This is a genomic window from Xanthomonas axonopodis pv. maculifoliigardeniae (assembly GCF_041519315.1).
In the GTDB taxonomy this organism is placed as follows: Bacteria; Pseudomonadota; Gammaproteobacteria; order Xanthomonadales; family Xanthomonadaceae; genus Xanthomonas; species Xanthomonas euvesicatoria.
The window spans coordinates 475381-499753 of sequence record NZ_CP167998.1; the positions used below are offsets into that span (position 1 = coordinate 475381).

General features: G+C 66.6%; 17 protein-coding genes and 1 pseudogene. 14 read left to right on the plus strand and 4 right to left on the minus strand.

Annotation, left to right across the window (positions count from 1 at the left end; translation table 11 throughout):
- The 6 genes from treZ (at position 1) to ACDH77_RS02095 (ending at position 9446) form a co-directional block, all read left to right on the plus strand.
- Positions 1 to 1758: a malto-oligosyltrehalose trehalohydrolase gene (gene treZ / locus ACDH77_RS02070; protein ID WP_218489135.1), complete on the plus strand. Its 1758-nt coding sequence runs from the start codon at positions 1 to 3 to the stop codon at positions 1756 to 1758.
- Complete coding sequence (locus tag ACDH77_RS02075; RefSeq protein WP_372353700.1) at positions 1755 to 3704, plus strand: 4-alpha-glucanotransferase; 1950 nt, start codon at positions 1755 to 1757, stop codon at positions 3702 to 3704. The genes treZ and ACDH77_RS02075 overlap by 4 nt, the downstream gene beginning before the upstream one ends.
- Positions 3701 to 6310: a malto-oligosyltrehalose synthase gene (gene treY / locus ACDH77_RS02080; protein WP_071118541.1), complete on the plus strand. Its 2610-nt coding sequence runs from the start codon at positions 3701 to 3703 to the stop codon at positions 6308 to 6310. The genes ACDH77_RS02075 and treY overlap by 4 nt, the downstream gene beginning before the upstream one ends.
- Positions 6311 to 6331: 21 nt before the next feature.
- Entirely contained in the window at positions 6332 to 6517 is a 186-nt protein-coding gene (locus ACDH77_RS02085) for a DUF2934 domain-containing protein (protein WP_008575499.1), read from the plus strand.
- 117 nt (positions 6518 to 6634) lie between these two features.
- Entirely contained in the window at positions 6635 to 8797 is a 2163-nt protein-coding gene (gene glgX / locus ACDH77_RS02090; RefSeq protein ID WP_008575501.1) for a glycogen debranching protein GlgX, read from the plus strand.
- 16 nt (positions 8798 to 8813) lie between these two features.
- Positions 8814 to 9446, plus strand: coding sequence for an NAD(P)H-binding protein (locus ACDH77_RS02095; protein WP_029818445.1), 633 nt, complete (start codon positions 8814 to 8816; stop codon positions 9444 to 9446).
- Positions 9447 to 9616: 170 nt separating this feature from the next.
- Here the strand turns inward: ACDH77_RS02095 and ACDH77_RS02100 are convergent, their stop codons facing one another.
- Positions 9617 to 10375, minus strand: coding sequence for an SDR family NAD(P)-dependent oxidoreductase (locus ACDH77_RS02100; protein ID WP_011346127.1), 759 nt, complete (start codon positions 10373 to 10375; stop codon positions 9617 to 9619).
- A 376-nt stretch (positions 10376 to 10751) separates the two neighbouring features.
- Between ACDH77_RS02100 and ACDH77_RS02105 the strand changes: the two genes are divergently transcribed.
- Both ACDH77_RS02105 and ACDH77_RS02110 read left to right on the plus strand, forming a co-directional pair.
- Positions 10752 to 12161 (plus strand): FAD/NAD(P)-binding protein, encoded by a 1410-nt coding sequence (locus ACDH77_RS02105; RefSeq protein WP_071118540.1) that lies wholly within the window; start codon positions 10752 to 10754, stop codon positions 12159 to 12161.
- Between the two features lie 230 nt (positions 12162 to 12391).
- On the plus strand, positions 12392 to 12823 hold the full coding sequence (locus ACDH77_RS02110; protein ID WP_003486419.1) for a VirK family protein: 432 nt from the start codon (positions 12392 to 12394) through the stop codon (positions 12821 to 12823).
- A 125-nt stretch (positions 12824 to 12948) separates the two neighbouring features.
- Here ACDH77_RS02110 and ACDH77_RS02115 read toward each other — a convergent pair whose 3' ends face one another.
- On the minus strand, positions 12949 to 14457 hold the full coding sequence (locus ACDH77_RS02115; RefSeq protein ID WP_372353701.1) for an efflux transporter outer membrane subunit: 1509 nt from the start codon (positions 14455 to 14457) through the stop codon (positions 12949 to 12951).
- A gap of 88 nt (positions 14458 to 14545) precedes the next feature.
- Here ACDH77_RS02115 and ACDH77_RS02120 point away from each other — a divergent pair, with 88 nt between their 5' ends.
- The 5 genes from ACDH77_RS02120 to ACDH77_RS02140 all read left to right on the plus strand — a co-directional run bounded on the left by ACDH77_RS02120 (position 14546) and on the right by ACDH77_RS02140 (position 20938).
- Positions 14546 to 15163 carry a TetR/AcrR family transcriptional regulator gene (locus ACDH77_RS02120; protein WP_008575513.1) on the plus strand — a complete coding sequence of 206 codons (618 nt, stop codon included), beginning with the start codon at positions 14546 to 14548 and terminating at the stop codon, positions 15161 to 15163.
- Between the two features lie 77 nt (positions 15164 to 15240).
- Positions 15241 to 16389 (plus strand): efflux RND transporter periplasmic adaptor subunit, encoded by a 1149-nt coding sequence (locus tag ACDH77_RS02125; protein ID WP_014089164.1) that lies wholly within the window; start codon positions 15241 to 15243, stop codon positions 16387 to 16389.
- Complete coding sequence (locus ACDH77_RS02130) at positions 16386 to 19484, plus strand: efflux RND transporter permease subunit (protein WP_218489137.1); 3099 nt, start codon at positions 16386 to 16388, stop codon at positions 19482 to 19484. The genes ACDH77_RS02125 and ACDH77_RS02130 overlap by 4 nt, the downstream gene beginning before the upstream one ends.
- A 15-nt stretch (positions 19485 to 19499) precedes the next feature.
- Positions 19500 to 20423, plus strand: coding sequence for an oxidoreductase (locus ACDH77_RS02135; RefSeq protein ID WP_218489138.1), 924 nt, complete (start codon positions 19500 to 19502; stop codon positions 20421 to 20423).
- 179 nt (positions 20424 to 20602) lie between these two features.
- Positions 20603 to 20938, plus strand: a complete 336-nt coding sequence (locus ACDH77_RS02140; RefSeq protein WP_109291299.1) for a DUF6172 family protein — start codon at positions 20603 to 20605, stop codon at positions 20936 to 20938.
- A gap of 435 nt (positions 20939 to 21373) precedes the next feature.
- Here ACDH77_RS02140 and ACDH77_RS02145 read toward each other — a convergent pair whose 3' ends face one another.
- Together ACDH77_RS02145 and ACDH77_RS02150 are read right to left on the minus strand one after the other, a co-directional pair.
- On the minus strand, positions 21374 to 22666 hold the full coding sequence (locus tag ACDH77_RS02145; RefSeq protein WP_109291297.1) for a DEAD/DEAH box helicase: 1293 nt from the start codon (positions 22664 to 22666) through the stop codon (positions 21374 to 21376).
- Between the two features lie 212 nt (positions 22667 to 22878).
- A protein-coding gene (locus tag ACDH77_RS02150) for an IS3-like element ISXca2 family transposase (protein WP_087944180.1) occupies positions 22879 to 23987 on the minus strand; the annotation gives its coding sequence in 2 pieces (ribosomal slippage) (positions 22879 to 23735 and positions 23735 to 23987; 1110 coding nt in all).
- A 75-nt stretch (positions 23988 to 24062) separates the two neighbouring features.
- Here ACDH77_RS02150 and ACDH77_RS02155 point away from each other — a divergent pair.
- A pseudogene (locus ACDH77_RS02155) lies at positions 24063 to 24373 on the plus strand (transposase); the annotation flags it as partial.

Here is a 24373-nt window from a genome sequence, read left to right on the forward strand (position 1 = left end):
ATGAACCAGCGCAATGCAATCACACCGGCCTGGGGCGCCTGGCCGGCGGGTGAGGGACAGGTGCGCTTTGCGCTCTGGGCTCCAGCAGCCAAGAGCGTGGACGTGGTCTTCGACGACGGCGCGCGCCGCGCGCTGCAGGCGGGACAGGACGGTTTTTTCAGCGCCGTCATCGACTGCGCTGCCAATGCGCGTTACCGCTATAGCGTCGACGGCGCTGAGCCGGTCCCGGACCCGGCCTCGCGCTGGCAGCCCGAAGGCGTGCACGGCCCCAGCGCGGTACAGCCGACCGACGGCTATGCCTGGCAAAACGCCCAGTGGCAGGGACGGCCGTGGGACGAGGCAGTGATCTACGAAGTGCATGTCGGCACCTGCGGCGGCTATGCCGGTGTGCAGGCGCAACTGCCGCAGCTGGCGGCGATGGGCATCACCGCCATCGAACTGATGCCGTTGAGCGCGTTTCCCGGCGCGCATAACTGGGGCTACGACGGCGTGCTGCCGTATGCACCGGTGGAGGCGTATGGCACACCGGACGAACTGAAGGCGCTGATCGATGCCGCGCACGGGCATGGCCTGATGGTGTTGCTGGATGTGGTCTACAACCACTTCGGCCCGGACGGCAATTACCTGCACAGCTATGCCGCGCCATTCTTCAACGAGGACAAGCCCACCCCGTGGGGCGCGGCGATCGATTTCCGCAAGCCGCCGGTGCAGCGGTATTTTCTCGACAACGCGCTGATGTGGCTGCACGAATACGGTTTCGACGGCCTGCGCCTGGATGCGGTGCATGCGATATCGCCCAACGCGTTCCTGGATACCTTGCGCGAGACCGTCGAGGCCAGCCTGCCGGCCGGGCGGCATGTGCATCTGGTGCTGGAAAACGAGGCCAATCAGGCCTCGCAACTGCAGCGTGGCTATACCGCGCAGTGGGACGACGACTTCCATAACGCACTGCATGTGCTGCTCACTGGCGAAGAGGAAGGCTATTACGCCGCGTTCGCCGACAAGCCGACCGAGCACCTGGCGCGCGTGCTGGGCGAAGGGTTCGCCTATCAGGGCGAGCCGGACCCGCGCGGGCATGTGCGGGGCGAACCCAGTGGCGCCTTGCCGCCGCACAAATTCGTGGTGTTTGCGCAGAATCACGACCAGATCGGCAACCGCGCCCGCGGCGAGCGGCTGAGCGTGCTGGTGTCGCCGCAACGCTTGCGCGCGGCGTTGGCGCTGACCGCATTGACGCCGATGATTCCGCTGTTTTTCATGGGCGAACCGTGGGGCGCCAAGCAACCGTTCCTGTTCTTCACCGACTTCGGCCCACCGTTGGACGATGCGGTGCGCGAAGGCCGCCGCAAGGAGTTCGCGCACTTCGCCGCGTTTGCCGATGAGGCCCAGCGCGCCACCATTCCCGATCCGAACAGCCATGCCACGTTCGCGGCATCGCGTGCGCCGATCGCCGATGCCGCGCATGGCGACGGCGCGCAGTGGGCAAGCTGGTTCACGGCGCTGCTGGACGTGCGTCGTCAGTGGCTGGTGCCGGGCCTGGCGCAGGCGCGCGCCGTGCGTGCCAGCGTGCTTGCCGATGGCGCGGTGGCCGCCACCTGGGAGCTGCCGGGCGGGCTGTGGCATATCGCCTTCAATGTCGGCACCCAGCCGGTGCCGTTGCCGCCGCTGCGCGGACGCGTGGCGCATGTCGAAAACGTGGCTGCCGATGCGCGGGAACTACCGGTCGACGGCTTCATCGCCTGGCACGAGGCGCAGGCATGAGTACGCGCGATCCGGGCGGGGATGATCTCAACACCCTGGCCGCCGCGGCCGGGGTGATGGTGGATTGGGTGGATGCCAGCGACCAGCCGCGGCAGGTCTCCGAGCAATCGGTGCATGCGGTGCTCAGCGCGCTGGAACTGCCGGCCGCCACCGCGGCGCAGCGCGCCGACAGCCTGCGCCGCTGCCAGGCGCAGGTCGACGAGCCGGCGCCGCTGCTGACGGTGCAGGTGGGTCAGCCGCTGCCGTTGCGCGTGGCGGCACACGCCAGTGGCCGCTGGAGCGACGACAGCGGCGCCAGCGAAGACGTGCGTGCCGATGCGCAAGGGCGCCTGCGCGCGCCGCAGCGTTTCGGTTACTGGACGCTGCAGATCGGCGCGATTACCCAGCAGGTGGCCGTGGCGCCGCCACGTTGCTTCAGTGTGGCCGATGCCTGTGGCCAGCCATCGCCGCGTGCCTGGGGCATGGCGCTGCAGGTGTATTCGGCACGCAGCCTGGATGACGGCGGTATCGGCGATGCCGCCGGCACGGTGGAATGGTTGCGGCACGCGGCCTTGGCCGGCGCCGACGCCCTGGCATTGAGTCCGGTGCACGCCGCGCGCCCGGTGAGCGGCGGCTACAGCCCGTATTCGCCCAGCGATCGGCGCTTTCTCGATCCCTTGCATGCCGCGCCGGTGCGCATCCTGGGCGAACTGGCGCTGGATGCCATCAACGCGGTGCCCGGCCTGCGCGAACGTTTCGATGGCTTGCATAACGCTGCATTGATCGATTGGCAGGCCTCGGCGCACGCCAAGTGGGAATTGCTGCGCCAGTTGTACACGCGCGTTTCGCCCGATCATGCCGATCTGGTCGCCTTCCGCAACGCAGGCGGCGCGGCGCTGGAGGGCTTTGCACGCTTTGCTGCGCAGGATTTCGGCGACAACGATCCGCAGCTGCATGTGTTCACGCAATGGCTGGCGGCGCGCAGCTGGTCCGATGCGCAGCGCGAGGCGCACGAGCGCGGCATGAAGATCGGTTTGATCGCCGATCTGGCGGTGGGCTTCGACCCCAACGGCGCCGAAGCCGCAGCGGCGGCCGACACCGTATTGCGCGGGCTGGTGCTGGGCGCGCCGCCGGATGCCTTCAATGCCGATGGCCAGCATTGGGGCATCGGGGCGTATTCGCCCACGGCGCTGCGGCGCAGCGGCTACGCGCCGTATATCGCGCTGCTGCGTGCGGTGCTGCGCGACCGCGGCGGCATCCGCATCGACCACATCCTGGGCCTGATGCGGCTATGGGTGGTCCCCGATGGCGCCAGTTCCAATGAAGGTGCGTATCTGGCCTACCCGTTGCACGATCTGCTCAACCTGCTGGCGCTGGAATCGTGGCGGCACCGGGCGATCGTCATCGGCGAGGACCTGGGCGTGGTGCCGCCGGGCATCCGCGAAGAACTCTCGCAGCGTGGAGTGATGGGCATCGATGTGTTGATGTTCACGCGCAACGACGACGGCGCATTCGTCTCGCCGGCGCTGTGGCGGCCGGATGCGATCGCCACCACTACCACGCACGATCTGCCCACGCTCACCGGCTGGCGCACCGGCCGCGATATCGACTGGCGGCGCAAGCTGGAACTGATCCAGCCCGCGCAGGCCAGCGACGATGCGGCCGCGCGCAACAAGGACGTGGCACGGCTGGATGCCGCTGTCGAACTTGCCGGCCTGAGCAGTGCGCGCGACCCGCTGCTGGGCGCATTGCGCTTCACCGCCACCAGTGTCTCGCCGCTGGCCTTGTTGCCGGTGGAAGACGCGCTGGCCCTGGACGAACAACCCAACCTGCCGGGCACCGTCGAAGTGCATCCCAACTGGCGTCGACGCCTGCCCGATCCCTTGCCGCATGCGCGCCTGAGTTCGGCGCTGCACGGCTTTGCCGAGGCGCGTCGCGTCGCGGCCGTTTCGGAACCGCATCCATGATCGATCTTCGCGCTACCGCCCGCCTGCAGCTGCATGCCGGCTTCACCCTGCACGATGCGCTCGCGCAGGTGCCGTACTACGCAGGCCTGGGTATCAGTCACCTGTACCTGTCGCCGATCGGCACGGCCGTGCCGGGCTCCACGCACGGCTACGACAATATCGACCCCACCGTGGTCAATCCCGAACTCGGCGGCGAAGACGCCCTGGTGGCGCTCTCGCAGGCCGCGCGCGAACACGGCATGGGTCTGATCGCCGACATCGTGCCCAACCACATGGCCACGCATGCGCAGAATGCGTGGTGGTGGGATGTGCTGCGCAATGGCCGCAGTGCCAGGCACGCCGACTGGTTCGACATCGACTGGCGCGCGCCCGGGCGCGACGGCAAGCTGTGGCTGGCAGTCCTGGACCGCCCCTATGCGACAGCGCTGGCCGAAGGCCTGATCACGCTGGTGATCGAAGACGACGGCAGCGCGGCGTTGGCGCATTATGACCAGCGTTACCCGATTCGTCCGCAGACGCTGGACATCCCCGAGAAAGCCGCACGTGCGCAATGGCTGCGCGACTACAACGACGGCGCCAAACGCGGCGACGGCCGCCTGCACAAGTTGATCGAACGCCAGCCGTATCGCCTGAACTGGTGGCGCGTGGGCAACGACATGCTCAACTACCGCCGCTTCTTCGATATCACCTCGCTGGTGGCCTTGCGGGTGGAATTGCCGGCGGTGTTCGACGCGGTGCACGCGTTGCCGCTGCGGCTGGTGGCCGAAGGCCATCTGGACGGCTTGCGCATCGACCACGTGGACGGGCTGACCGACCCCACCGGCTATGTGCGCAAGCTGCGCAGCCGGCTGGATGCGGCCGGCCGCACGCGTGGGCTCAAGCCCGGCACGCTGGGCCTGTACCTGGAAAAGATCCTCGCACCGGGCGAGCACCTGCCAGCCGACTGGCCGTGCGATGGCACCACCGGTTACGACTTCATGGACCAGGTGGGCGGCGTGCTGCACGATGCGGCCGGCTTCCGGCCATTGGCGCGTGCCTGGCAGAAGGTGAGCGGGCGCAGCGGCGATTTCGCGCAGGAAGAACGCACCGCCCGCGACGAAATCCTGCGTGGCCCGCTGCAGAGCGAATTCAATCGCGCCGTGGGGGCGTTGTCGGCGTTGGCGCGGCTGGATCCGCCCACGCGCGAGTTCAGCCCGCAGATGCTGGCGCGCGGCTTGTGCGTGCTGCTGCGCTGGTTCCCGGTGTATCGCACCTATGCCGGCGCCAAGGGCATCACCGGCAGCGAAGCGGAGCGTTTGCGCGCTACCGCCGTAAAGGCGCGCGAGGGGATGCCGGAATCGATCGTGGCGGCCGTGGATGCGATCGAGCGGTGGTTGCTCGACGATGCCGGCGCAGACCGTGCGCAGATCGCCTTGCGGCGCATCCTGCGCCGTCGCGTGGAGCAGCTGTCCGCACCGCTCAATGCCAAGTCGGTGGAGGACACCGCGTTCTACCGGCACGGCGTGCTGCTGTCGCGCAACGAGGTCGGCAGCCACCCGACCCATTTCGCCAACGAAGCGGCCGAGTTCCACGCGCAGAATCTCGAGCGCGCCAAGCATTACCCGCGCGCGTTGCTGGCTACCGCCACCCACGACCACAAGCGTGGCGAAGACCTGCGCATGCGGCTGGCGGTACTGTCCGAGCAACCGCGCTGGTGGATCGAGCAGAGCGCCCAGTTCGATGCGCTGGTCGACGCGCTGGAATCGCCGGCCCTGTCCGGGGGCGACCAGCAGATGCTGTGGCAGACCCTGGTGGCGGCCTGGCCGATCGGCCTGGGCGCCGACCAGACCGAGCCGCTTGCCGGCTACGCCGAGCGCATCGCGCAATGGCTGCTCAAGGCGGTGCGCGAAGCCAAGCTGCACACCAGCTGGACCGACGGCTCGCCGGCCTATGAGCACGCCGTGCAGGCCACCGTGGAGCAGGTGCTGTGCAGCCGCGCCGGGCTGCCGCTGCGGCGCGCGCTGCTGCGCGCAAGCAACTACATCGCCGCCGCCGGCGCGCGCAACAGCCTGGTGCAAACCACCTTGCGCCTGACCGTGCCCGGCGTGCCCGACCTGTACCAGGGGACCGAAGGCTGGGATCTGTCGCTGGTGGATCCGGACAACCGCCGTCCGGTGGATTACGTCCAGCGCCAGCAGTGGCTGCAGCAGGCGCGCGACTTCTCCGGGTTGCTGCGCAGCTGGCGCGATGGCGCGGTCAAGGCGCGCCTGACGGCGCTGTTGCTGCAGTTGCGCCGCGAATTTCCAGCGCTATTTGCGAAGGGCGACTACCAACCCTTGAACGTGGCGGTCGGCGGCGATGCACAGGCGCTGGCATTCCGTCGCCAGTATCGCGGTCAGTCGCTGGTGGTGGCCGTCACGCGGCTGGGCGCCGGCGTCGAAGGCGATGGCGATCTGCCGTTGCTGGTGGCGCCTGCCACCTGGGGTCAGGCGTCGTTGGCATTGGGCGAGGGCACATACCGTAATGTGCTCGATGGCAGCACGCTGCAGTCGCAGCGCGGCCGCGTGGCGCTATCCACGCTGTTTGCACGTGCGCCGGTGGCAGTGTTGTTGTCCCAAGAAAATTGACCCCTGAGAGAAACGTACGCAATGAATGACATGGAACGGCAGGCGCGGCTTGCCCAGTTGGCACGGGAGATTTGGGAGGCGGAGGGCCGCCCGGACGGGCACGCGGACCGCCATTGGGCCATGGCCGAGCGGTTGGTGGAGGCCGAGGAGCGCGCCGCCGAACAGGCCGCCGAATACGCGGCCACCCCGATCGCTGCACGCCAGTAACGGCGCGTCTGGCAGCGTGCATGGGCCGGCCTGCTGCGCGCCGGCCCGTGTGCTGCGGACTGCGCCGCCAGTGCAAAATCGCGCACCGTTTGCGTTCACCGTTCTAAGGAGTCACCGATGGCCACTCGCAAGTTCACCCAGCGCTCGCGCATTCGCGAAGGCCGTCCCAACCCGCTCGGTGCCACCTGGGATGGGTTGGGCGTCAACTTCGCGCTGTATTCGCGCAATGCCACCCGGGTGGAGCTGTGTCTGTTCGACGAACGTGGCCGCGAACAGGAGCGCATTGCGCTCCCCGAATACACCGACGAGGTCTGGCACGGTTATCTGCCCGACGCACGGCCCGGCCAGTTGTATGGCTACCGCGTGCACGGGCCATATGCGCCCGATGCCGGGCACCGCTTCAACCACAACAAATTGCTGCTGGACCCGTACGCCAAGCAGATCGTTGGCGAACTCAAATGGGCGCCGCACCTGTTCGGCTACATCATCGGCCATCGCGACAAGGACCTGAGCTTCGACCGCCGCGACAGCGCCGCGTTCATGCCCAAATCCGCCGTGATCGACCCGGCCTTCACCTGGGGCCAGGACCGCCCGCCGCAGACGCCCTGGAACCGCACGGTGATCTACGAAGCGCACGTGCGCGGGCTGAGCATGCTGCATCCGGCGGTGCCGCCGGAAGAGCGCGGCACCTTTTCGGCGCTGAAGACCGACGAATTGATCGACCACATCAGTTCGCTCGGCGTCACCGCCGTGGAATTGCTGCCGGTGCATGCGTTCGTGGACGATCAATATCTGCTGGAAAAAGGCCTGCGCAATTACTGGGGCTACAACACGCTGGGCTTTTTTGCCCCGCAGGCGCGTTACATGTCCACGCGCACGGTGGCCGAGTTCAAGCAGATGGTGGCGCGCCTGCATCACGCCGGCCTGGAAGTGCTGCTGGACGTGGTCTACAACCACACTGCCGAAGGCAACGAGCTCGGGCCCACGCTCTCGTTCAAGGGCATCGACAACGCCAGCTATTATCGCCTGGCCGACGATCGCCGCTTCTACATCAACGACACCGGCACCGGTAACACCTTCGACCTCACCAATGTCGGCGCGCTGCGCATGGTGATGGATTCGCTGCGTTACTGGGTGCAGGAGATGCACGTGGACGGCTTCCGTTTCGATCTGGCCAGCATCCTGGGCCGCGAACGCTATGGCTTCGATCCGTCCGGCAGTTTCCTGGATGCGGTGCGCCAGGATCCGGTGCTCAGCCAGACCAAGCTGATCGCCGAGCCGTGGGATATCGGCCCCGGCGGTTATCAGGTGGGCAATTTCCCGCCCGGCTGGGTGGAATGGAACGACAAGTTCCGCGACAACGTGCGCGCGTTCTGGCGCGGCGACAGCGGCCAGCTGGCCGAGTTGGCCACGCGCCTCACCGGCTCTGCGGACCTGTTCAATCACAGCGGCCGCCGCCCCACCGCATCGGTCAATTTCGTCACCGCGCATGACGGCTTCACCCTGCGCGATCTGGTCAGCTACGAAACCAAGCACAACCTCGCCAATGGCGAAGACGGCAGGGACGGCAGCGACCACAACATCTCTTCTAACTATGGCGTGGAAGGCGAGACCAACGACCCGGCGATCAAGCAGCTGCGTCGCCAGCAGATGCGCAACCTGCTCGCCACCTTGCTGTTGTCGCAGGGCACGCCGATGCTGCTGGCCGGCGATGAGTTCGGCCACAGCCAGAACGGCAACAACAACGCGTATTGCCAGGATAACGAGTTGACCTGGATCGACTGGACCGCTGCCACCAAGGCTGCCGCCGCCGACCAGGCCGCATTCGTGCGCCGATTGATTCGTATTCGGCAGCGCTATCCGCTGTTGCATCGCGCGCGTTTCTTCGACGGCAAGTTCGACGAAGCGCTGGGCCTGAAGGATCTGACCTGGCTGGCGCCCAACGGCACCGAGATGGATGAAGCCGCCTGGCACGACCCGGAAGCGCGCGCGTTGATGCTGCGTCTGGATGGCCGCTCGCCGACCACCGGCCTGCGCGAGATTGCCGCCAACGTGACCTTGCTGATGCTGATCAATGCCGCCTCTACCGCGGTGTCGTTTACGCTGCCGGCCATGCATGACGAACATTGGCGCGTGCTGGTGGACACCGCGCGCCACGGCGGCCGTGTGGTGGCCGGTGGCAGCGAATGGAAGGCCCCGGCGCATTCGCTGACGCTATTGGCAGTGGAGCGCGATCGCATCGTCAGCAGTGCGCGGATCGTCTCCGAAGGCGCGCGCTGATGGCGAGGATGGCCTGATGGATGTCTTGTTGGCAGGGGCGACCGGCCTGGTCGGCAGGCACGTGCTGCAGCAATTGCTGGGCGATACGCGGTGCACCGGCGTGGTCGCGATGACGCGGCGGCCGCTGGCGCAGATCCATCCCAAGTTGCGCAATCAGGTGATCGACTTCGAACGGCTCGAGCACTGGACGGCACCGCGCATGGAAGCGGCCATCTGTGCGTTGGGGAGCACGATGAAACAGGCCGGCTCGCGCGATGCGTTCTATCGTATCGACCACGATTACCCGCTTGCCATCGCGCGCGCCGCCTGCGCACAAGGTACCTCGGTGTTCGTGCTGAACTCGGCGGCCGGCGCCAACGCGCAGTCGCGCATCTTCTACAGCCGCGTCAAGGGCGAACTGGAGCGCGATCTGCGCCAGATCGGTTTCCCCTCGCTCACCTTCGTACGCCCCGGCCTGATCGGCGGCGAACGCGAAGAGCGCCGCACCGGCGAGCACATCGGCAGCGTCGTCCTTGGCGCGCTCGGCCCGCTCCTGCCACGTCGTTTTCGCATCAATCCGGCCGAACGGATTGCCGCGGCGATGGTGTCAGCTGCGCTGGCACCGGCACGGGGTGAGCACAGCATCGAGGCGGCGGAGTTGGCTGGCTAACGGGATCTCGTCGCTTCGGCGTGGGGACATCGGATACAGGCGAAACGCCACCGTGTCGTCGAGCGTGACTGCGCGCGAGGACGCGTTACCGATGCAGCTGGGTCGCGCGCAGGCACGCTCCTACGAGTCCGCGAGCAGCCGATCGGTATCTCCGTCAGCAGAGATGGTGCTTACACGCCCAGCGACTGCCCGCCATCCACGGCCAACACTTGCCCGGTGATCCAACTCGCCTGTGGCGATGCCAGAAACAACGCGGCATCGGCAACATGCTGCACCTGTCCGAAGCCGCCGAACGGGATGCTGTCGCGGATGCGTGCGTAGAGCTCCGGCTCCTCGCGGCTGCGTTTGTCCCACAGACCACCTGGAAATTCGATTGAGCCAGGCGAGATGGCATTGACGCGGATGCGCTCGCGCGCCAGCTCTGCAGCCAGGGTGGTGGTGTAGTAATCGAGCGCGGCCTTGGCGGTGGAGTAGGCGATCGCGCGCGGGGTGGGGCGTTGCGCATTGATCGAACTGATGTTGAGGATCACCGCAGCCGCGCTGCGGCGCAGATACGGCAACGCGGCGCGGTTGCAGCGCACTGCGGCCATCAGGTCGACATCCAGGCCCGCCTGCCAGCTTGCATCGTCGTTGCCATGGCCAAAGCCGGAGGCGTTGTTGATGACTACGTCCAGACCGCCCAGCGCTTGTGCTGCAGCGTGCACGTAGGCATCGATCTGCGTGGCGTCTGCCAGGTCGCAAGGCAGTGTATGCACCGGGGTGCCATGCGCTGCCAGTGCGTCTGCAGCGTGTGCAAGACCGGCGGCATTGCGTGCGCAGATCGAAACCTGCGCGCCATGACGCACGAAGCCTTCTGCGATCGCCAGGCCAATGCCACGGCTGCCGCCAGCGATCAGCACGCGTTGCGGACGAACTGCGGTGTTTGACATGGCGGCTGCTCGGTTTGGATGGTCGTATTATCCGATAGCCGCGGGCCACGGGGTCGCCACGCGTATCGCAAGTGCGGCACGGACGACGATCGCCCTGCATGTTTGCGCTGCACCGGACCATTGGCCTCAGCCGTTTGCATCGCCGCATTGCGCAGCGCCGCAGAAAACAGCCATGCGCAACGCACGCGGCATCACCACGTACGGTGGCGACCGCTGTCATATCGCTGCCATGGACGATCGGCGCTGCATGCCCCGCCTGCCTCATCACTGCCGGCGATCAGCTCATGCGTTTTTGCTTGCTCGGCGCTAACCAAACGTTTACACATCGGCGGCGCGCTGCGGGCACAACGTGCGGGTCATTCAGCGGGATTTGCACATGGAAACCCATATCACCGTGATCGGCGCCGGCTTCTGCGGCACCGCGCTGGTCCGTGCACTGGCGCAGACGGCCGATGCGCAGGTACGCATCACCCTGGTCGGCGTGGCCGACACCTTTGGCAGCGGGATCGCCTACGGCGCAGCGCGACCAGAGCATCTGCTCAACGTGCGTGCCAAGGATCTGGGCATCGACGCGCAGGCCCCCGGCGCGTTCGCCGACACCCTGCACCTGGGCGAGAGCGGGCGGCTGGAATTCCTGCCGCGGCTGGCGTACGGCGACTATCTGCGCAGCGAACTGGATGCAGCAGTGAGCAGTGCGCAGGCGTCGGTCATGCGGCTGTCGCAGGAAGCGGTGGCGGTGGAGCGCGTGCGCAAGGGGTTCCGCGTGTTTCTGGCCAATGGCGATGCCTTCCAGAGCGATCGCGTGGTGCTGGCGGTCGGCGCACTGCAACCGCAGGCGCTGGCGGGTATCGGCCCGCGCTTGAGCGTGCATCCGCGTTACATCGGGTGGCCGTGGCAGGGCGACGCATTGGCGCGGCTGTCGCCGGACGACGATGTGCTGATCGTCGGTACCGGGTTGACCATGGTGGACGTGGCGCTGACCTTGCACACACGAGGGCATCGCGGCCGCCTGCTGGCGATTTCGCGGCGCGGACTGGCACCGCAGGCGCATCTGCGCCAGCCCGGCGCGCCATTGGAATTGCCGCCGCATCTGCAGCGTGCGCTCAAGGACGCCGACCTGCGTGGCCTGCTGCGCGGAGTGCGTCAGCTCAGTGCGGTGGTCGACGATTGGCGTCGCGTGGTGGACGCGCTGCGCCCGCATCTGCAGCCGCTGTGGCAGCGCCTGGAACTTCCCCAGCGTGCACGCTTTTTGCGGCACCTGCGCCCGTACTGGGAAGTGGCCCGCCATCGCGTGGCGCCCGGTGCGGCCGAACAGCTGGCGCAATTGCAGGCATCTGGCCAGTTGCAGATCGTCTCTGCGCGCTTGCTGCGGGCGCGCTGGGTGCCAGATGGCGTAGAGGCGGTGATCCGCCCGCGTGGTGCTGCCGACGCGCAGACCGGTCATTACGATGCGGTAATTCGCGCTACCGGGCTGGATACCGACATCGATCGCACCAGCGATCCCCTGATCGCCGGCATGCGCGAAGCCGGTCTGTTGCGGGCCGATCCCTTGGGCCTGGGCGTGGACACCGATGCGCAGTTGCGCGTCCGCGACAGCGCCGGTCAGATCGTGCCGGGACTGTATTGCGTCGGGCCGCTCTTGCGGGGGCGTTATTGGGAAATCACCGCCGTGCCCGAGTTGCGCGTGGCCACGCGTGCATTGGCCGACCGCTTGTTGCTGGGCGCAACGCCGGCGTTACAGCCCATGCCCGAGCACGTGCCGCGCGAGGTCAACGCGCGGTTGTAGATGTGGCAATTGACGAGATCTTTGACGATCTCGACCTGCGCATCGCGCCGCCCGCGCATGCGCAGTGATGGCCGGCCTCTGGATCTGTGCGCGGCGTCCGCCGGCGAGCGCACTCATGCCGCGCGATGCGTAGTGCCGCGCGCTCATGCAGGCCGAACTGGGTCATGTTGGCGGTCCTGGGCGCATGCAAGCCCAGGCCGTCGCATCCATTTCCCCGCCTGGAGTCCGCCATGCCACGTCTTGTTCCTGCCGCGCTGTTCGCCACGCTGTGCGCGTGTGCGCTGCCTGCCCTGGCCACCGAATCGCTGAACAACCGCGCCGAAGTTCTCGCTGCCCTGGACGCCGGCTACGACGTCAGTGTGAGCACCGACCTTGCACGTTGCACGCCCGAAGAAGGCACGCCGGCCACGCAGACCCGCGGCGGCCGCCACATCGACGCCTATCGCATCACCGCCGACGGTACCGTGGCCTTTTCCGATGCGCATTTTACCGTGGCCAACGACGGCAAGCCGATCCAGCAATTCATGCGCTACCAGCTGCGCCCGGATGACACGCTGCGCTTCACCACCTACATGTACGACTTGCCGGGCCTGCAGCAACGCGGGCCGGTGCTGGCGTATCAATGCAAGATTAATGCAGGCGTGCGCTTCCATGCCGATTGAGCACGGCTGACAAGCCGTTTGCTGACCCTGTCGGCCAGCTCTTGCGGTTGCGTGTAGCCGGCGACATCGGTAGCGGTGGCGTGCCACCTGCGCAGACGCCCATCAACGTCAGCGTGGCGTGTCATTCACTTAGTTGCTGTCGTGTCGTCTCGGTGACGGTTGCTGTCCACGGCGACAGCGATCGCAGCAGGACCCGCACCGCCGGCCTGCCAACCGCCGCCCAGCGCCTTGAAGGTCGCAACCGCGCTGCGCGCCGCGTCGGTACGCGCCTGCACCTGCGCGTCGGAGGCGCGTAGCAGGCTGTCGTCGGCGTTGAGCACTTCGATCAGGCTCACCGTGCCTTTTTCGTAGGCCAGCGCAGAGGCGCCGCGTGCCTTGCCGAGTGCATCCACGCCCTGCGTCAGCACCGCTGCCTGCTGCTCACGTTTGATCAGTGCGGTGAATGCGTTTTCGACGTCTTCGGTGGCGCGCAATACCGCAAGGCGATAAGCCGCCAATTGTTCGGCTTGCTGGCCTTTGGCCTGTGCGATCTGTGCGTTGATGCGGCCGAAGTCGAACAGCCGCCAGCGCAGGCCGAGTACGCCGGACGACTGCGCGGCGTCGCCGGTAAACAGGTTCGCACCGGAGATGGCGGTGGCGCTGCCAAGCAGGCCGCTCAGCGAAAACTTGGGGTAGTACTCGGCCATCGCCACGCCGATACGCGCATTGGAGGCGGCCAGCCGACGCTCGGCCACGATCAGGTCGGGCCGGCGCCGTAGCAGGTCGCCGGGGGTGCCGCTGTCGGCGATCTGGGGGGCTGGCGGAATGGGTTTGGTCGCCGACAGCTCGGCACGGTGCGTGCCGGGCGGCACGCCAAGCATCACGTCCAGCGCGTTCATTGCCGCAACCAGGCCTGCTTCCAGGCCGGGTACGCCGGCCTGCGCCTGCGCGAGCGCGCCCTGGGCCTGCTGCAACTGCAGTTCGGCGGCAAGGCCTTTGCCGTGCAGCAGCGTCACCATCGAAACCAGCCCTTGCTGGGTGGCGACCTGGCGCTGCGCCACGTCCAGCCGCGCCTGCAAGCCGCGGACGCTGATGTAGATATCGGCGGTCTGCGCGGCCACCGCCAGACGGGTGGCCGCGGCGCCGGCTTCGGTGGCCTGGTAATCGGCCAATGCCGCCTGACGGCCGCGGCGCAGGCCCCCGAACAGATCCAGCTCCCAGCTGGCGCCCAGGTTGGCTTCGTACACGCTGGCATGGCGGTCGAAGCTGGGCGTGCTGCTGAGCACCTGGCCCAATGGGGTTTCCAGCGATTGGTAGGCACGCGTGGCGCTGCCGCTGATGTTGCCGGCCGGCAGTAGCGCCGCGGTGGCGGCACTCAGCCCGGCGCGCGCCTGGGCCACGCGTGCGCCGGCCTGGGCCAGGTCCAGGTTTTGCGCCAGCGCCGCATTGACGTAGCGGCTCAGGTCGGGATCGTTGAAGCCGTCCCACCAGGTCGACAGGTCGGCTGGCACTGCGGCCTGGCGCTGCGCGATATCCGCTTGGCCGATGTAGCGGTCCGGCAGCGGCACCTCCGGCCGGGCGTAGTCGGGACCAACCGCGCAACCTGTGACGAGGCTGGCGGCAACGAACACTGCGAGGGTGCGGAGTGACGACATGGGCGGGGCCGGAATGACGAGTGGTAAGTGACTATAATACGAAATAGTCACTTTTGTAAGTCGGCAACGACGGCGCTAAGCTGTCGCGATGAGCAAAGCATCCAACTATCCCGTGTCGGGCCGCGGCCCGGCCGACCATGACGTTCGCGACCAGATCGTGGTGGCCGCCACCGAGCATTTCAGCCGCTACGGCTACGAAAAGACGGCCGTGTCCGACCTGGCAAGGGAGATCGGTTTTTCCAAGGCCTACATCTACAAGTTCTTCGAATCCAAGCAGGCCATCGGCGAGATGATCTGCTCGCATTGCCTGGGGGAGATCGAGGCCGAGGTGCTGGCTGCGGTGTCTGCCGCGGCGTCGCCGCCAGAGAAATTGCGTAGCCTTTTCAAGGCGATTATCGAGGCGAGCCTGCGGCTGTACTCGCGCGAGCGCAAGTTGTACGAGATCGCCACGTCGGCCGCGACCGAGCGCTGGCCGCCCGTCATTGCGTACGAGGGCCACATCCAGGCACTGCTGCAGGACATTCTGGTGCAAGGGCGCCAGAACGGTGACTTCGAGCGCAAGACGCCGCTGGACGAACTGACCCAGGCCACCTATCTGGTGATGCGCCCATACATCAATCCGGTGCTGCTGCAGCACAGCCTGGATCATGCCGGCGATGTGCCGCTGCTGTTGTCCAGCCTGGTATTGCGAAGCCTGTCGCCGTAAAAAATGTTTGTGACTATTGACTGATTTAGTCACAAGTATCAGGATGCGAGCCTTCATCCGATCGCTCCGGGATTGCCATGCGTCGCCGCCGCCTTGTCGCCTTTACCTTCCTCTGTGTCTTGCCGCTGGCGCTGAGCGCCTGCGGCGGCAAGGCGCAGCCCGATCCACGGACCGCCGCGCCGCGGGTGCGGGTTGCCACGGCTGGGGATGCCAGCGCTGCGGTGCGCACCTTCTCCGGCACGGTAGCGGCGCGCGTGCAGAGCGACCTGGGGTTCCGGGTGGCCGGCAAGGTGTCCGAGCGGCTGGTCGATGCCGGGCAGAGCGTCAAGCGCGGGCAACCGCTGATGCGTATCGACCCGGTGGATCTGCAACTGGCTGCGCGTGCGCAGCAGGACACGGTGGCCGCCGCGCGCGCCCGGGCGCAGCAGACCGCCGAAGATGAAGCCCGGTACCGCGACCTGCGCGGTACCGGCGCCATCTCGGCTTCGGCCTACGACCAGATCAAGGCCGCCGCCGATGCGGCCAGGGCGCAGCTGAGCGCCGCCCAGGCCCAGGCTGACGTGGCGCGCAACGCCAACCGCTACACCGACCTGGCGGCCGACGCCGACGGCGTGGTGATGGAAACGCTGGTCGAGCCGGGCCAGGTGGTTGCGGCCGGGCAGCCGGTGGTGCGGCTGGCGCACGCCGGCCCGCGCGAAGCGGTGATCCAGCTGCCGGAAACTCTGCGCCCGCAGGTCGGCTCGGTGGCCCAAGCCACGCTGTTCGGCAACGCCGCCGTCACCGTGCCGGCCACCTTGCGCCAGCTGTCCGAGAGCGCCGACCGGCTCACCCGCACCTTCGAGGCACGCTACGTGCTGGACGGCGCGCTCGCACAGGCACCGCTCGGCACCACGGTCAGCGTGCGCGTCCCCGGCGGCACCGCCTCCGGGAACCAGGCCGGCCTGCAGGTACCGCTGGCCGCGCTGTTCGACGCCGGCAAGGGGCCGGGCGTGTGGGTGATTGCCGGCAACCCGACCAGGGTGAGCTGGCGGCCGGTGACGGTGCTGGGCCTGGACGATGACCACGCCAACGTGGCCGGCAAGCTGGCACGCGGCGAGCGCATCGTGGCGTTGGGGGCGCATCTGTTGCGCGAAGGCGAGCAGGTACGCATTGCCGGCGAAGGCGTGGCCGGTAGCAGCGCGGCCACTGCTGGCAGCACCGCCAAGGCGGCAGGAGCGCAGCCGTGAGCGAGGGCCGGTTCAATCTCTCGGCGCTTGCCGTGCGCGAGCGCTCCATCACGCTGTTTCTGATCTTCCTGATCTCGCTGGCCGGCCTGGTGGCGTTTCTCAAGCTCGGTCGTGCCGAAGACCCGGCATTCACCATCAAGGTGATGACGATCGTGACCGCCTGGCCCGGTGCCACGCCGCAGGAAATGCAGGACCAGGTGGCCGAGAAACTCGAAAAGCGCATGCAGGAATTGCGCTGGTACGACCGTACCGAAACCTACACGCGTCCGGGTCTTGCGTTTACGACGCTGACCTTGATGGACAGTACCCCGCCTGGGGAGGTGCAGGAGCAGTTCTATCAGGCGCGCAAGAAGGCCGGCGATGAAGTGGCCAACTTGCCGGCCGGCGTGATCGGGCCGCTGATCAACGACGAATATGCCGACGTCACCTTTGCGCTGTTCGCGCTCAAGGCAAAGGGCGAGCCGCAGCGCTTGCTGGCACGCGATGCCGAGACCCTGCGCCAGCGCATCCTGCACGTGCCGGGCGTCAAGAAGGTCAACATCATCGGCGAGCAACCCGAGCGCATCTTTGTCGAGTTCTCGCATGAGCGTCTGGCCACGCTGGGGGTCAGTCCGCAGGACGTGTTTGCCGCACTCAACGCGCAAAACGCGTTGAATGCGGCCGGCTCGGTGGAAACGCGCGGGCCACAGGTGTTCATTCGCCTGGATGGTGCGCTCGACAGCCTGCAGAAGATCCGCGACACCCCGTTGGTCGTGCAGGGCCGCACGCTGAAATTGTCCGATATCGCCACCGTTAAACGCGGCTACGAAGATCCGTCCACCTTCATGATCCGCAGCGGCGGCGAACCGGCATTGTTGCTGGGCATCATCATGCGCGATGGCTGGAATGGCCTGGATCTGGGCAAATCGCTCGACGCCGAAGTGGGGGCGATCAATGCCGAACTGCCGCTGGGCATGCGTCTGAGCAAGGTCACCGACCAGGCCGTCAACATCGATGCGTCGGTCGGCGAGTTCATGACCAAGTTTTTCGTCGCGTTGCTGGTGGTGATGCTGGTGTGCTTCGTCAGCATGGGCTGGCGCGTGGGCATCGTGGTGGCGGCAGCCGTGCCGCTGACGCTGGCAGCAGTGTTCGTGGTGATGCTGGCGACGGGCAAGAATTTCGACCGAATCACGCTGGGCTCGTTGATCCTGGGGCTGGGCTTGCTGGTCGACGATGCCATCATCGCCATCGAGATGATGGTGGTGAAGATGGAAGAAGGCTATAGCCGCGTTGCCGCCTCGGCGTATGCCTGGAGCCACACCGCCGCACCGATGTTGTCCGGCACCCTGGTCACCGCGGTGGGCTTCATGCCGAACGGATTTGCTGCTTCCACTGCCGGCGAATACACCAGCAACATGTTCTGGATCGTGGGCATTGCGTTGATCGTGTCGTGGGTGGTGGCGGTCGTGTTCACGCCGTATCTGGGCGTGAAGATGCTTCCCGACCTGAAGAAGGTCGAAGGCGGCCACGCAGCGATCTACAACACGCCGCGCTACAACCGCTTCCGCCAGGCGCTGGGTCGCGTCATTGCCCGCAAGTGGCTGGTCGCAGGGTCCGTGGTGGGGCTGTTCGTGCTGGCGGTCGTGGGCATGGGCATGGTCAAGAAGCAGTTCTTCCCGATCTCCGACCGGCCCGAAGTGCTGGTGGAAGTGCAGCTGCCGTACGGCACCTCGATCAACCAGACCAGCACGGCGGCCGCCAAGGTGGAAGCCTGGCTGTCCAAGCAGAAGGAAGCAAAGATCGTGACCGCCTACATCGGTCAGGGCGCGCCGCGCTTTTTCCTGGCGATGGGTCCGGAACTGCCGGACCCCTCGTTCTCCAAGATCGTGGTGCGCACCGACGACCAGCACGAGCGCGATGCGCTGAAGCTGCGCTTGCGTGAGGCGATCGCGCAAGGCCTGGCACCGGAAGCGCGCGTGCGCGTGACGCAATTGACCTTCGGCCCGTATTCGAAGTTTCCGGTCGCCTACCGGGTGAGCGGTCCGGACCCGACGGTGCTGCGCGGCATCGCTGCGCAGGTCATGCAGGTGATGCAGGACAGCCCGATGCTGCGCACCGTCAATACCGACTGGGGCGTGCGCACACCGACCCTGCATTTCAGCCTGGACCAGGATCGCCTGCAGGCGGTGGGGCTGACCTCGGCCGCGGTCGCCCAGCAGTTGCAGTTCCTGCTCAGCGGCGTGCCGACCACGCTGGTGCGCGAGGATATCCGCAGCGTGCAGGTGGTGGCGCGGTCGGCCGGCGATACCCGTCTGGATCCGGCACGCATCGCCGACTTCACCCTGGCCGGCGGCAACGGCCAACGCGTCCCGCTGTCGCAGGTAGGTAAGGTGGATGTGCGGATGGAAGAGCCGGTGATGCGGCGCCGCGATCGCGTGCCGACCATCACGGTGGGCGGCGATGTCGACGACACGCTGCAGCCGCCGGATGTCTCGGCTGCGATCACCAGGCAGCTGCAGCCGATCATCGACAAACTGCCCAGCGGATATCAGATCAAGGAGGCCGGCTCCATCGAGGAGTCCGGCAAGGCCACCGCCGCGATGCTGCCGCTGTTCCCCATCATGCTGGCGGCCACGTTGCTCATCATCATCCTGCAGGTGCGCTCGATCTCGGCGATGGTGATGGTGTTTCTCACCAGCCCGCTCGGCCTGATCGGCGTGGTGCCGACCTTGATCCTGTTCCAGCAGCCGTTCGGCATCAATGCGCTGGTGGGATTGATTGCGCTGTCGGGCATCCTGATGCGCAACACGCTGATCCTGATCGGACAGATCCATCACAACGAAGCCGAGGGTCTGGATCCGTTCCATGCGTTGGTGGAAGCCACCGTGCAGCGTGCGCGTCCGGTGATTCTGACGGCACTGGCGGCGATCCTGGCATTCATTCCACTCACCCATTCCGTGTTCTGGGGCACCTTGGCCTACACGCTGATCGGCGGCACGTTGGCCGGCACCGTGTTGACCCTGGTGTTCCTGCCGGCGATGTATTCGATCTGGTTCAAGATCCGGCCCGATCCCGGCAAAGGGAATAACGCACCGGACATTGCCCGGCCTGCATGAAGCACTTCTGCGACGGTGGCCACGGTGCCGTCGCAGCGCAATGTCGTGCGCCATCGTCACCACCTTCCGAACGCATGCCCTGCAGGCCGCACGCGTATCGCCGATGTCTTTCTCTTGATTGAAGGAACCGCAATGCAACAGCAGACCGTTGTGCTGATCACGGGCGTGTCGTCCGGCATTGGCCGTGCCGCCGCAGAACACTTCGCCCGAGCCGGCTGCCTCGTTTACGGCAGCGTGCGTCACCTGGCCGGTGCCACACCGTTGACGGCCGTGGAGCTGGTGGAAATGGATATCCGCGATGCCGCTTCGGTGCAGCGTGCGGCCGATGGCATCATCGCCCGCGCGGGCCGCATCGATGTACTGGTCAACAACGCAGGCACCAATCTTGTCGGTGCCATTGAAGAAACCAGCGTCGACGAAGCGGCCGCATTATTCGACATCAACCTACTCGGCATCCTGCGCACCGTGCAGGCCGTGCTGCCGCACATGCGCGCACGCGGCCAGGGCCGCATCGTCAATGTCAGCTCGGTGCTGGGGTTCCTGCCGGCGCCGTACATGGGTGTGTATGCCGCCTCCAAACATGCGGTGGAAGGGCTGTCGGAAACGCTGGATCACGAGCTGCGTCAATTCGGCATTCGCGTGACGCTGGTGGAGCCTGCGTATACGAAAACCAGCCTGGGCAGCAATTCGCCGGTGGTGCAGGCCACCATTGCCGATTACGACCGCGAGCGTGGCGTGGTGGCGCGGGCAGTCACGCACAGTATCGACACCGCGCCGGAACCGCATGGCGTGGCCGCCAACGTGGTGGAGGCGGCCCTGGGCAGGTGGCGCATGCGCCGCACACCCGCCGGGCAGGCATCGCTGCTGAGCAAGCTGCGCCGGTTCCTGCCCGCCAGCGCGGTGGACGGCAGCCTGCGCAAACAGCTCGGGCTGCGGTGAGATGCGTCAGGGCGTCGATGCGGCCGGGAACGCAGGGGTTGGGCCGTACGGCGCGATTGCGTCAGTCCAGGCGCGCATGCCGCCATTTGGCGGTTCTGCAGCGCCACTTGATGCTGGATTCACCGAGGATGCCGCCTTGGCCTCACAATAGGCGGCCAGTCCCCACCACCGATGTCGCCATGCGCAAGACCTACCAGCTCAACCTCGAAGGCAAGAACCGCGATCGTCTGCTGGAATCCAGCAAGCACGATATCCGCAAGTACATCCGCCGCGAGCGCCGCAAGGAGCTGCCGGCTGGCGCGGACTACTGGGACTTCGATATGCGCTTCGGTGTGGATGAAGCCAGTGCCGTGGCACTGCCGCCGGCCGAGCTGATCCGCTCGATCAACGCACTCGTCGCCGACGGTGGCGAGCAGTTCTTCGTCGAAATCCTGCGCAAGCCGGGCAAGCGCACGCCGCGCGCGCAGAGCGATCATGCGTTCGGTGATGGCGAACTGGATTTCGAGCAGGACTGAGGTTTGATCGTCGTCCCGTCGGCGGCGCACCGCTACGGGACGAGCAGTTGCTGGCGGATTGTCGACCGCATCGCATGGACGAGCCAGGCCTCGTGCGTTGCGGATGGCAACTGGCAGGGGTGCAGGAGGCCTGCGGTGCCTTAACGCTGGCGAGCGCCCTTGTTGGCGGAGCGACGGGGACGCTGCCATCGGCCAACCCTGCTGGTGCTTGGTAGCGGGCACTTGCCGCTCGGACGCAGCGGTTCGAGCGGGCCGTGGCTGGCCGACGCTGTTGCGCCAGCGCGTTTTGCTGGGCGGTTGCGGCTTAGGCATGCTGAGCGCGTTCGGCTGCCGAGGCGGGCGGTTGCCAGGCCAGCCCGCGCTGCAGTGCGGCGGTGTGGGCGCAGTCATCACGCGCCGGTGCTAGGACTGCTCGCGACGATGCGTTCGCTACTCTCAGCCCGGCTTGCCAGCCTGCGCCTGCGCCGCGGCACGTAATTTGTCCTTCTTGCTCGGCCGCTTGCCCTTGATGCCGCCGTTGTCATCCGCTGCACGCACCGCTGCGCCGGGCGCATGGTCGGGGGCAGGCGCCTGGACCGGAGTTGGCTCGAACCCTTCGATCACGCTGGTCGGCACGCGCAGGCCCTGGCGTTTTTCGATCAGCCGCCACTGCTGGGCGCTGTCTGCCGTGACGAAGCTGATCGCCACGCCGCTGGCACCGGCGCGTGCGGTGCGGCCGATGCGGTGGGTGTAGTCGACAGTGGAGCGGGGCAGGTCGTAATTAAGCACGGCCGGCAAGGCGTCGATGTCGATGCCGCGCCCGGCCAGGTCGGTGGCCACCAGCACCTGCACGTCCGCCTGTTTGAAGGCGCGCAGCGTGCGTTCGCGGCGGCCCTGGCTCAATTCGCCGTGCAGCGGCAAGGCGGCGATGCCGGTCTTGCTCAGTTTCTCGGCAACCTTGTCGGCGCTGTGGCGGCTGGCGACGAAGACCAGCAGTTGCGGCCATCCGTATTCCAGCAGCAGGTGACGCAGCAGCTGCGTACGTTGGCCGGCATCCACTGCGATGGCGCGTTGCGCGATCGCCGGTGCCTGTTCGGGCGTGGCGTCGAGGGTGATGCGCAACGGATCGCGCAGGCGACGCTTGGCCAGCGACGCGATGGCGGCTGGGAAGGTGGCCGAGACCAGCACGCTTTGCCGCTGCGCCGGCAGCAAGGCCAGGATGCGATCGAGCTCGGCGCCAAAGCCCAGGTCGAGCAGGCGATCGGCTTCGTCCAGCACCAGCGTGCTTACCTGCGAGAGGCGCAGCGCATTGTGCGTCACCAGGTCCAGCAGCCGCCCCGGGGTGGCGATGACGATGTCGGCGCCACCGCGCAAGGCCATCAGCTGCGGATTGATGGCTTCACCGCCGGTGGCGGCGACGATCTTCAGCCGTCGCGGCAAGGCGGCGGCTAGCGACAGCAGGGTCTGCGCGACCTGCGCGACCAGCTCACGCGTCGGTACCAGGATCAGCCCGCCCAGCACGCGCGGGGCCTGTTCCGGCGCCTGCAGGCGCTGCTGCAGCAGCGGCAAGGCATATGCCAGGGTCTTGCCCGAGCCGGTCTGCGCGGTGGCGATCAGGTCGCGTGCGGCCAGCATCGGCGGAATCATCGCGACCTGGATCGGCGTGAGCGCACGCACACCGGCCCTGGCGAGCGCGGACTCGAACACGGGCTGTAGCTGTAGCGACAGCAAATCTGCTTTCAGTGACATCGCGCGATTATCCGCGCATTGTCGACGGCGTGCATGCCGAAACGAAGTGCAGGTGCGCTAGCCGCGCGTGGCGCCGCCAAGCGGCAGTGGCAACAACCGGTGTGTCGACCCGAGGTCTGCTGCGTCCAATGCGACTTCGCCTTGGCCGTGGCCCGGTCTCCCGGGGTGGGTCAGGCTATGGGGAGCTGCGCCTGTTGTCGACTCCCCGCAATTCAATGCCAGCTAAAACTAGAGGTCTGCGGTTGATGTTGATCACGGAACTCAGCGGGCGTTAGTCCGCCCAGGCTGTCGTGCGGGATCTGTTGGTTGTAGTCGGCAAGCCAGTGTTCGGTCTGTTCGCGGACCTCGCTCAGCGTGCGGAAGAGATGCATGTCCAGCACGCCGCGCCTGTAGCTGCCGTTGAAGCGTTCGATAAAACCGTTCTGCATCGGACGCCCCGGTTCAATGAAGTCCAAGGCGATGCCCTTACGCTCGGCCCACTCGGACAAGGCCAGCGCGACAAATTCCGGCCCGTTGTCCAAACGTAGCTTGTTCGGATAGCCGCGCCAAGCTGCGATGCGTTCCAACGTGCGGATGACGCGGGCGGCCGGAAGATTCAGGTCCACTTCGATCGCCAAGGCTTCCCGACTGAAATCGTCGATGACATTGAACGTGCGAAAACGCCGACCGTCCCATAACGCATCGGACATGAAGTCGATCGACCATCCAGCATTGGGTCGATCACCGCAGGCCAGCGGCTGTGGATGACGCGTCGGTACCCGGCGCCTGCTGCGACGACGTTGATTGAGCTTCATCAGGCAATACACGCGCCAGACCCTCTTGTGGTTCCACACATGTCCGCGACGGCGGATGATTTGAAAAAGTTTTCCAAATCCACGCTCAGGAAAACGCTCGGCCAACTCGGACAACAGCGCGATAACCTCATCATCCCGATCGGGACGACGCTGATAGCGCATCGTCGAGCGCGCCACGCCAACCACCGAACAGGCCCGGCGCTCGCTCCAGCCATGCTGCTCGATGAGCCAGGCCAGAAGCGGGCGCTTGTGCGCCGGGTCTACAGTTTTTTTGCGATGACATCCTTCAATGCATGGTTTTCCATCGCCAGCTCGGCGTACATGCGTTTGAGCTTGTTGTGCTCGGTCTCCAGGTCGCGAAGGCGCTGCACATCAGCGGCCTCCATGCCGCCGTACTTGGATTTCCAGACGTAGTACGTCGCATCGGAAATCCCTAGCTCACGACACACATCCTTGACTTGGCGGCCACCCTCGACCTGCTTCAGCGTGGCGACGATCTGGCTATCGGTGAACTTGCTCTTGCGCATTGGTGGTCTCCTTGATGGCTAGTGTGCCCGGAGACCTCTAGTTATGGCTGGATCAAGTTTACGGGGAGTCGACATCGACGCTTGCTGGAGGCCCATGGTGTTGCTGGAAGCGGTCAACGCGCCTCTGACGCGCAAGGGCCAGAGTCTACGTCCCCGGACGATCGTCGATGCGACGCGGATCGCTACGCCCGGTTCGACCAAAAGTGCCGATCACGCGCGCGACCCTGAGATGCATCACGCCGAGAGGGCAAGTGTGGTATCTCGGGATGAAGGCGCACATCGGCGTGAATGAGTGTTCCGGGCCGGTGCAGCATGTGCATCGGACAGCGGCCAATGTTGCCGCTGTCACGGTGACGCACATCGTGCTACATGGCAAAAAAGACAGT

What these genes read in the sequence shown, in the direction of transcription:
- treZ (WP_218489135.1), top strand. Translation starts at nt 1, where the DNA reads ATGAACCAGCGCAATGCAATCACACCGGCCTGGGGCGCCTGGCCGGCG.
- ACDH77_RS02075 (WP_372353700.1), top strand. Translation starts at nt 1,755, where the DNA reads ATGAGTACGCGCGATCCGGGCGGGGATGATCTCAACACCCTGGCCGCC.
- treY (WP_071118541.1), top strand. Translation starts at nt 3,701, where the DNA reads ATGATCGATCTTCGCGCTACCGCCCGCCTGCAGCTGCATGCCGGCTTC.
- ACDH77_RS02085 (WP_008575499.1), top strand. Translation starts at nt 6,332, where the DNA reads ATGAATGACATGGAACGGCAGGCGCGGCTTGCCCAGTTGGCACGGGAG.
- glgX (WP_008575501.1), top strand. Translation starts at nt 6,635, where the DNA reads ATGGCCACTCGCAAGTTCACCCAGCGCTCGCGCATTCGCGAAGGCCGT.
- ACDH77_RS02095 (WP_029818445.1), top strand. Translation starts at nt 8,814, where the DNA reads ATGGATGTCTTGTTGGCAGGGGCGACCGGCCTGGTCGGCAGGCACGTG.
- ACDH77_RS02100 (WP_011346127.1), bottom strand. Translation starts at nt 10,375, where the DNA reads ATGTCAAACACCGCAGTTCGTCCGCAACGCGTGCTGATCGCTGGCGGC.
- ACDH77_RS02105 (WP_071118540.1), top strand. Translation starts at nt 10,752, where the DNA reads ATGGAAACCCATATCACCGTGATCGGCGCCGGCTTCTGCGGCACCGCG.
- ACDH77_RS02110 (WP_003486419.1), top strand. Translation starts at nt 12,392, where the DNA reads ATGCCACGTCTTGTTCCTGCCGCGCTGTTCGCCACGCTGTGCGCGTGT.
- ACDH77_RS02115 (WP_372353701.1), bottom strand. Translation starts at nt 14,457, where the DNA reads ATGTCGTCACTCCGCACCCTCGCAGTGTTCGTTGCCGCCAGCCTCGTC.
- ACDH77_RS02120 (WP_008575513.1), top strand. Translation starts at nt 14,546, where the DNA reads ATGAGCAAAGCATCCAACTATCCCGTGTCGGGCCGCGGCCCGGCCGAC.
- ACDH77_RS02125 (WP_014089164.1), top strand. Translation starts at nt 15,241, where the DNA reads ATGCGTCGCCGCCGCCTTGTCGCCTTTACCTTCCTCTGTGTCTTGCCG.
- ACDH77_RS02140 (WP_109291299.1), top strand. Translation starts at nt 20,603, where the DNA reads ATGCGCAAGACCTACCAGCTCAACCTCGAAGGCAAGAACCGCGATCGT.
- ACDH77_RS02145 (WP_109291297.1), bottom strand. Translation starts at nt 22,666, where the DNA reads ATGTCACTGAAAGCAGATTTGCTGTCGCTACAGCTACAGCCCGTGTTC.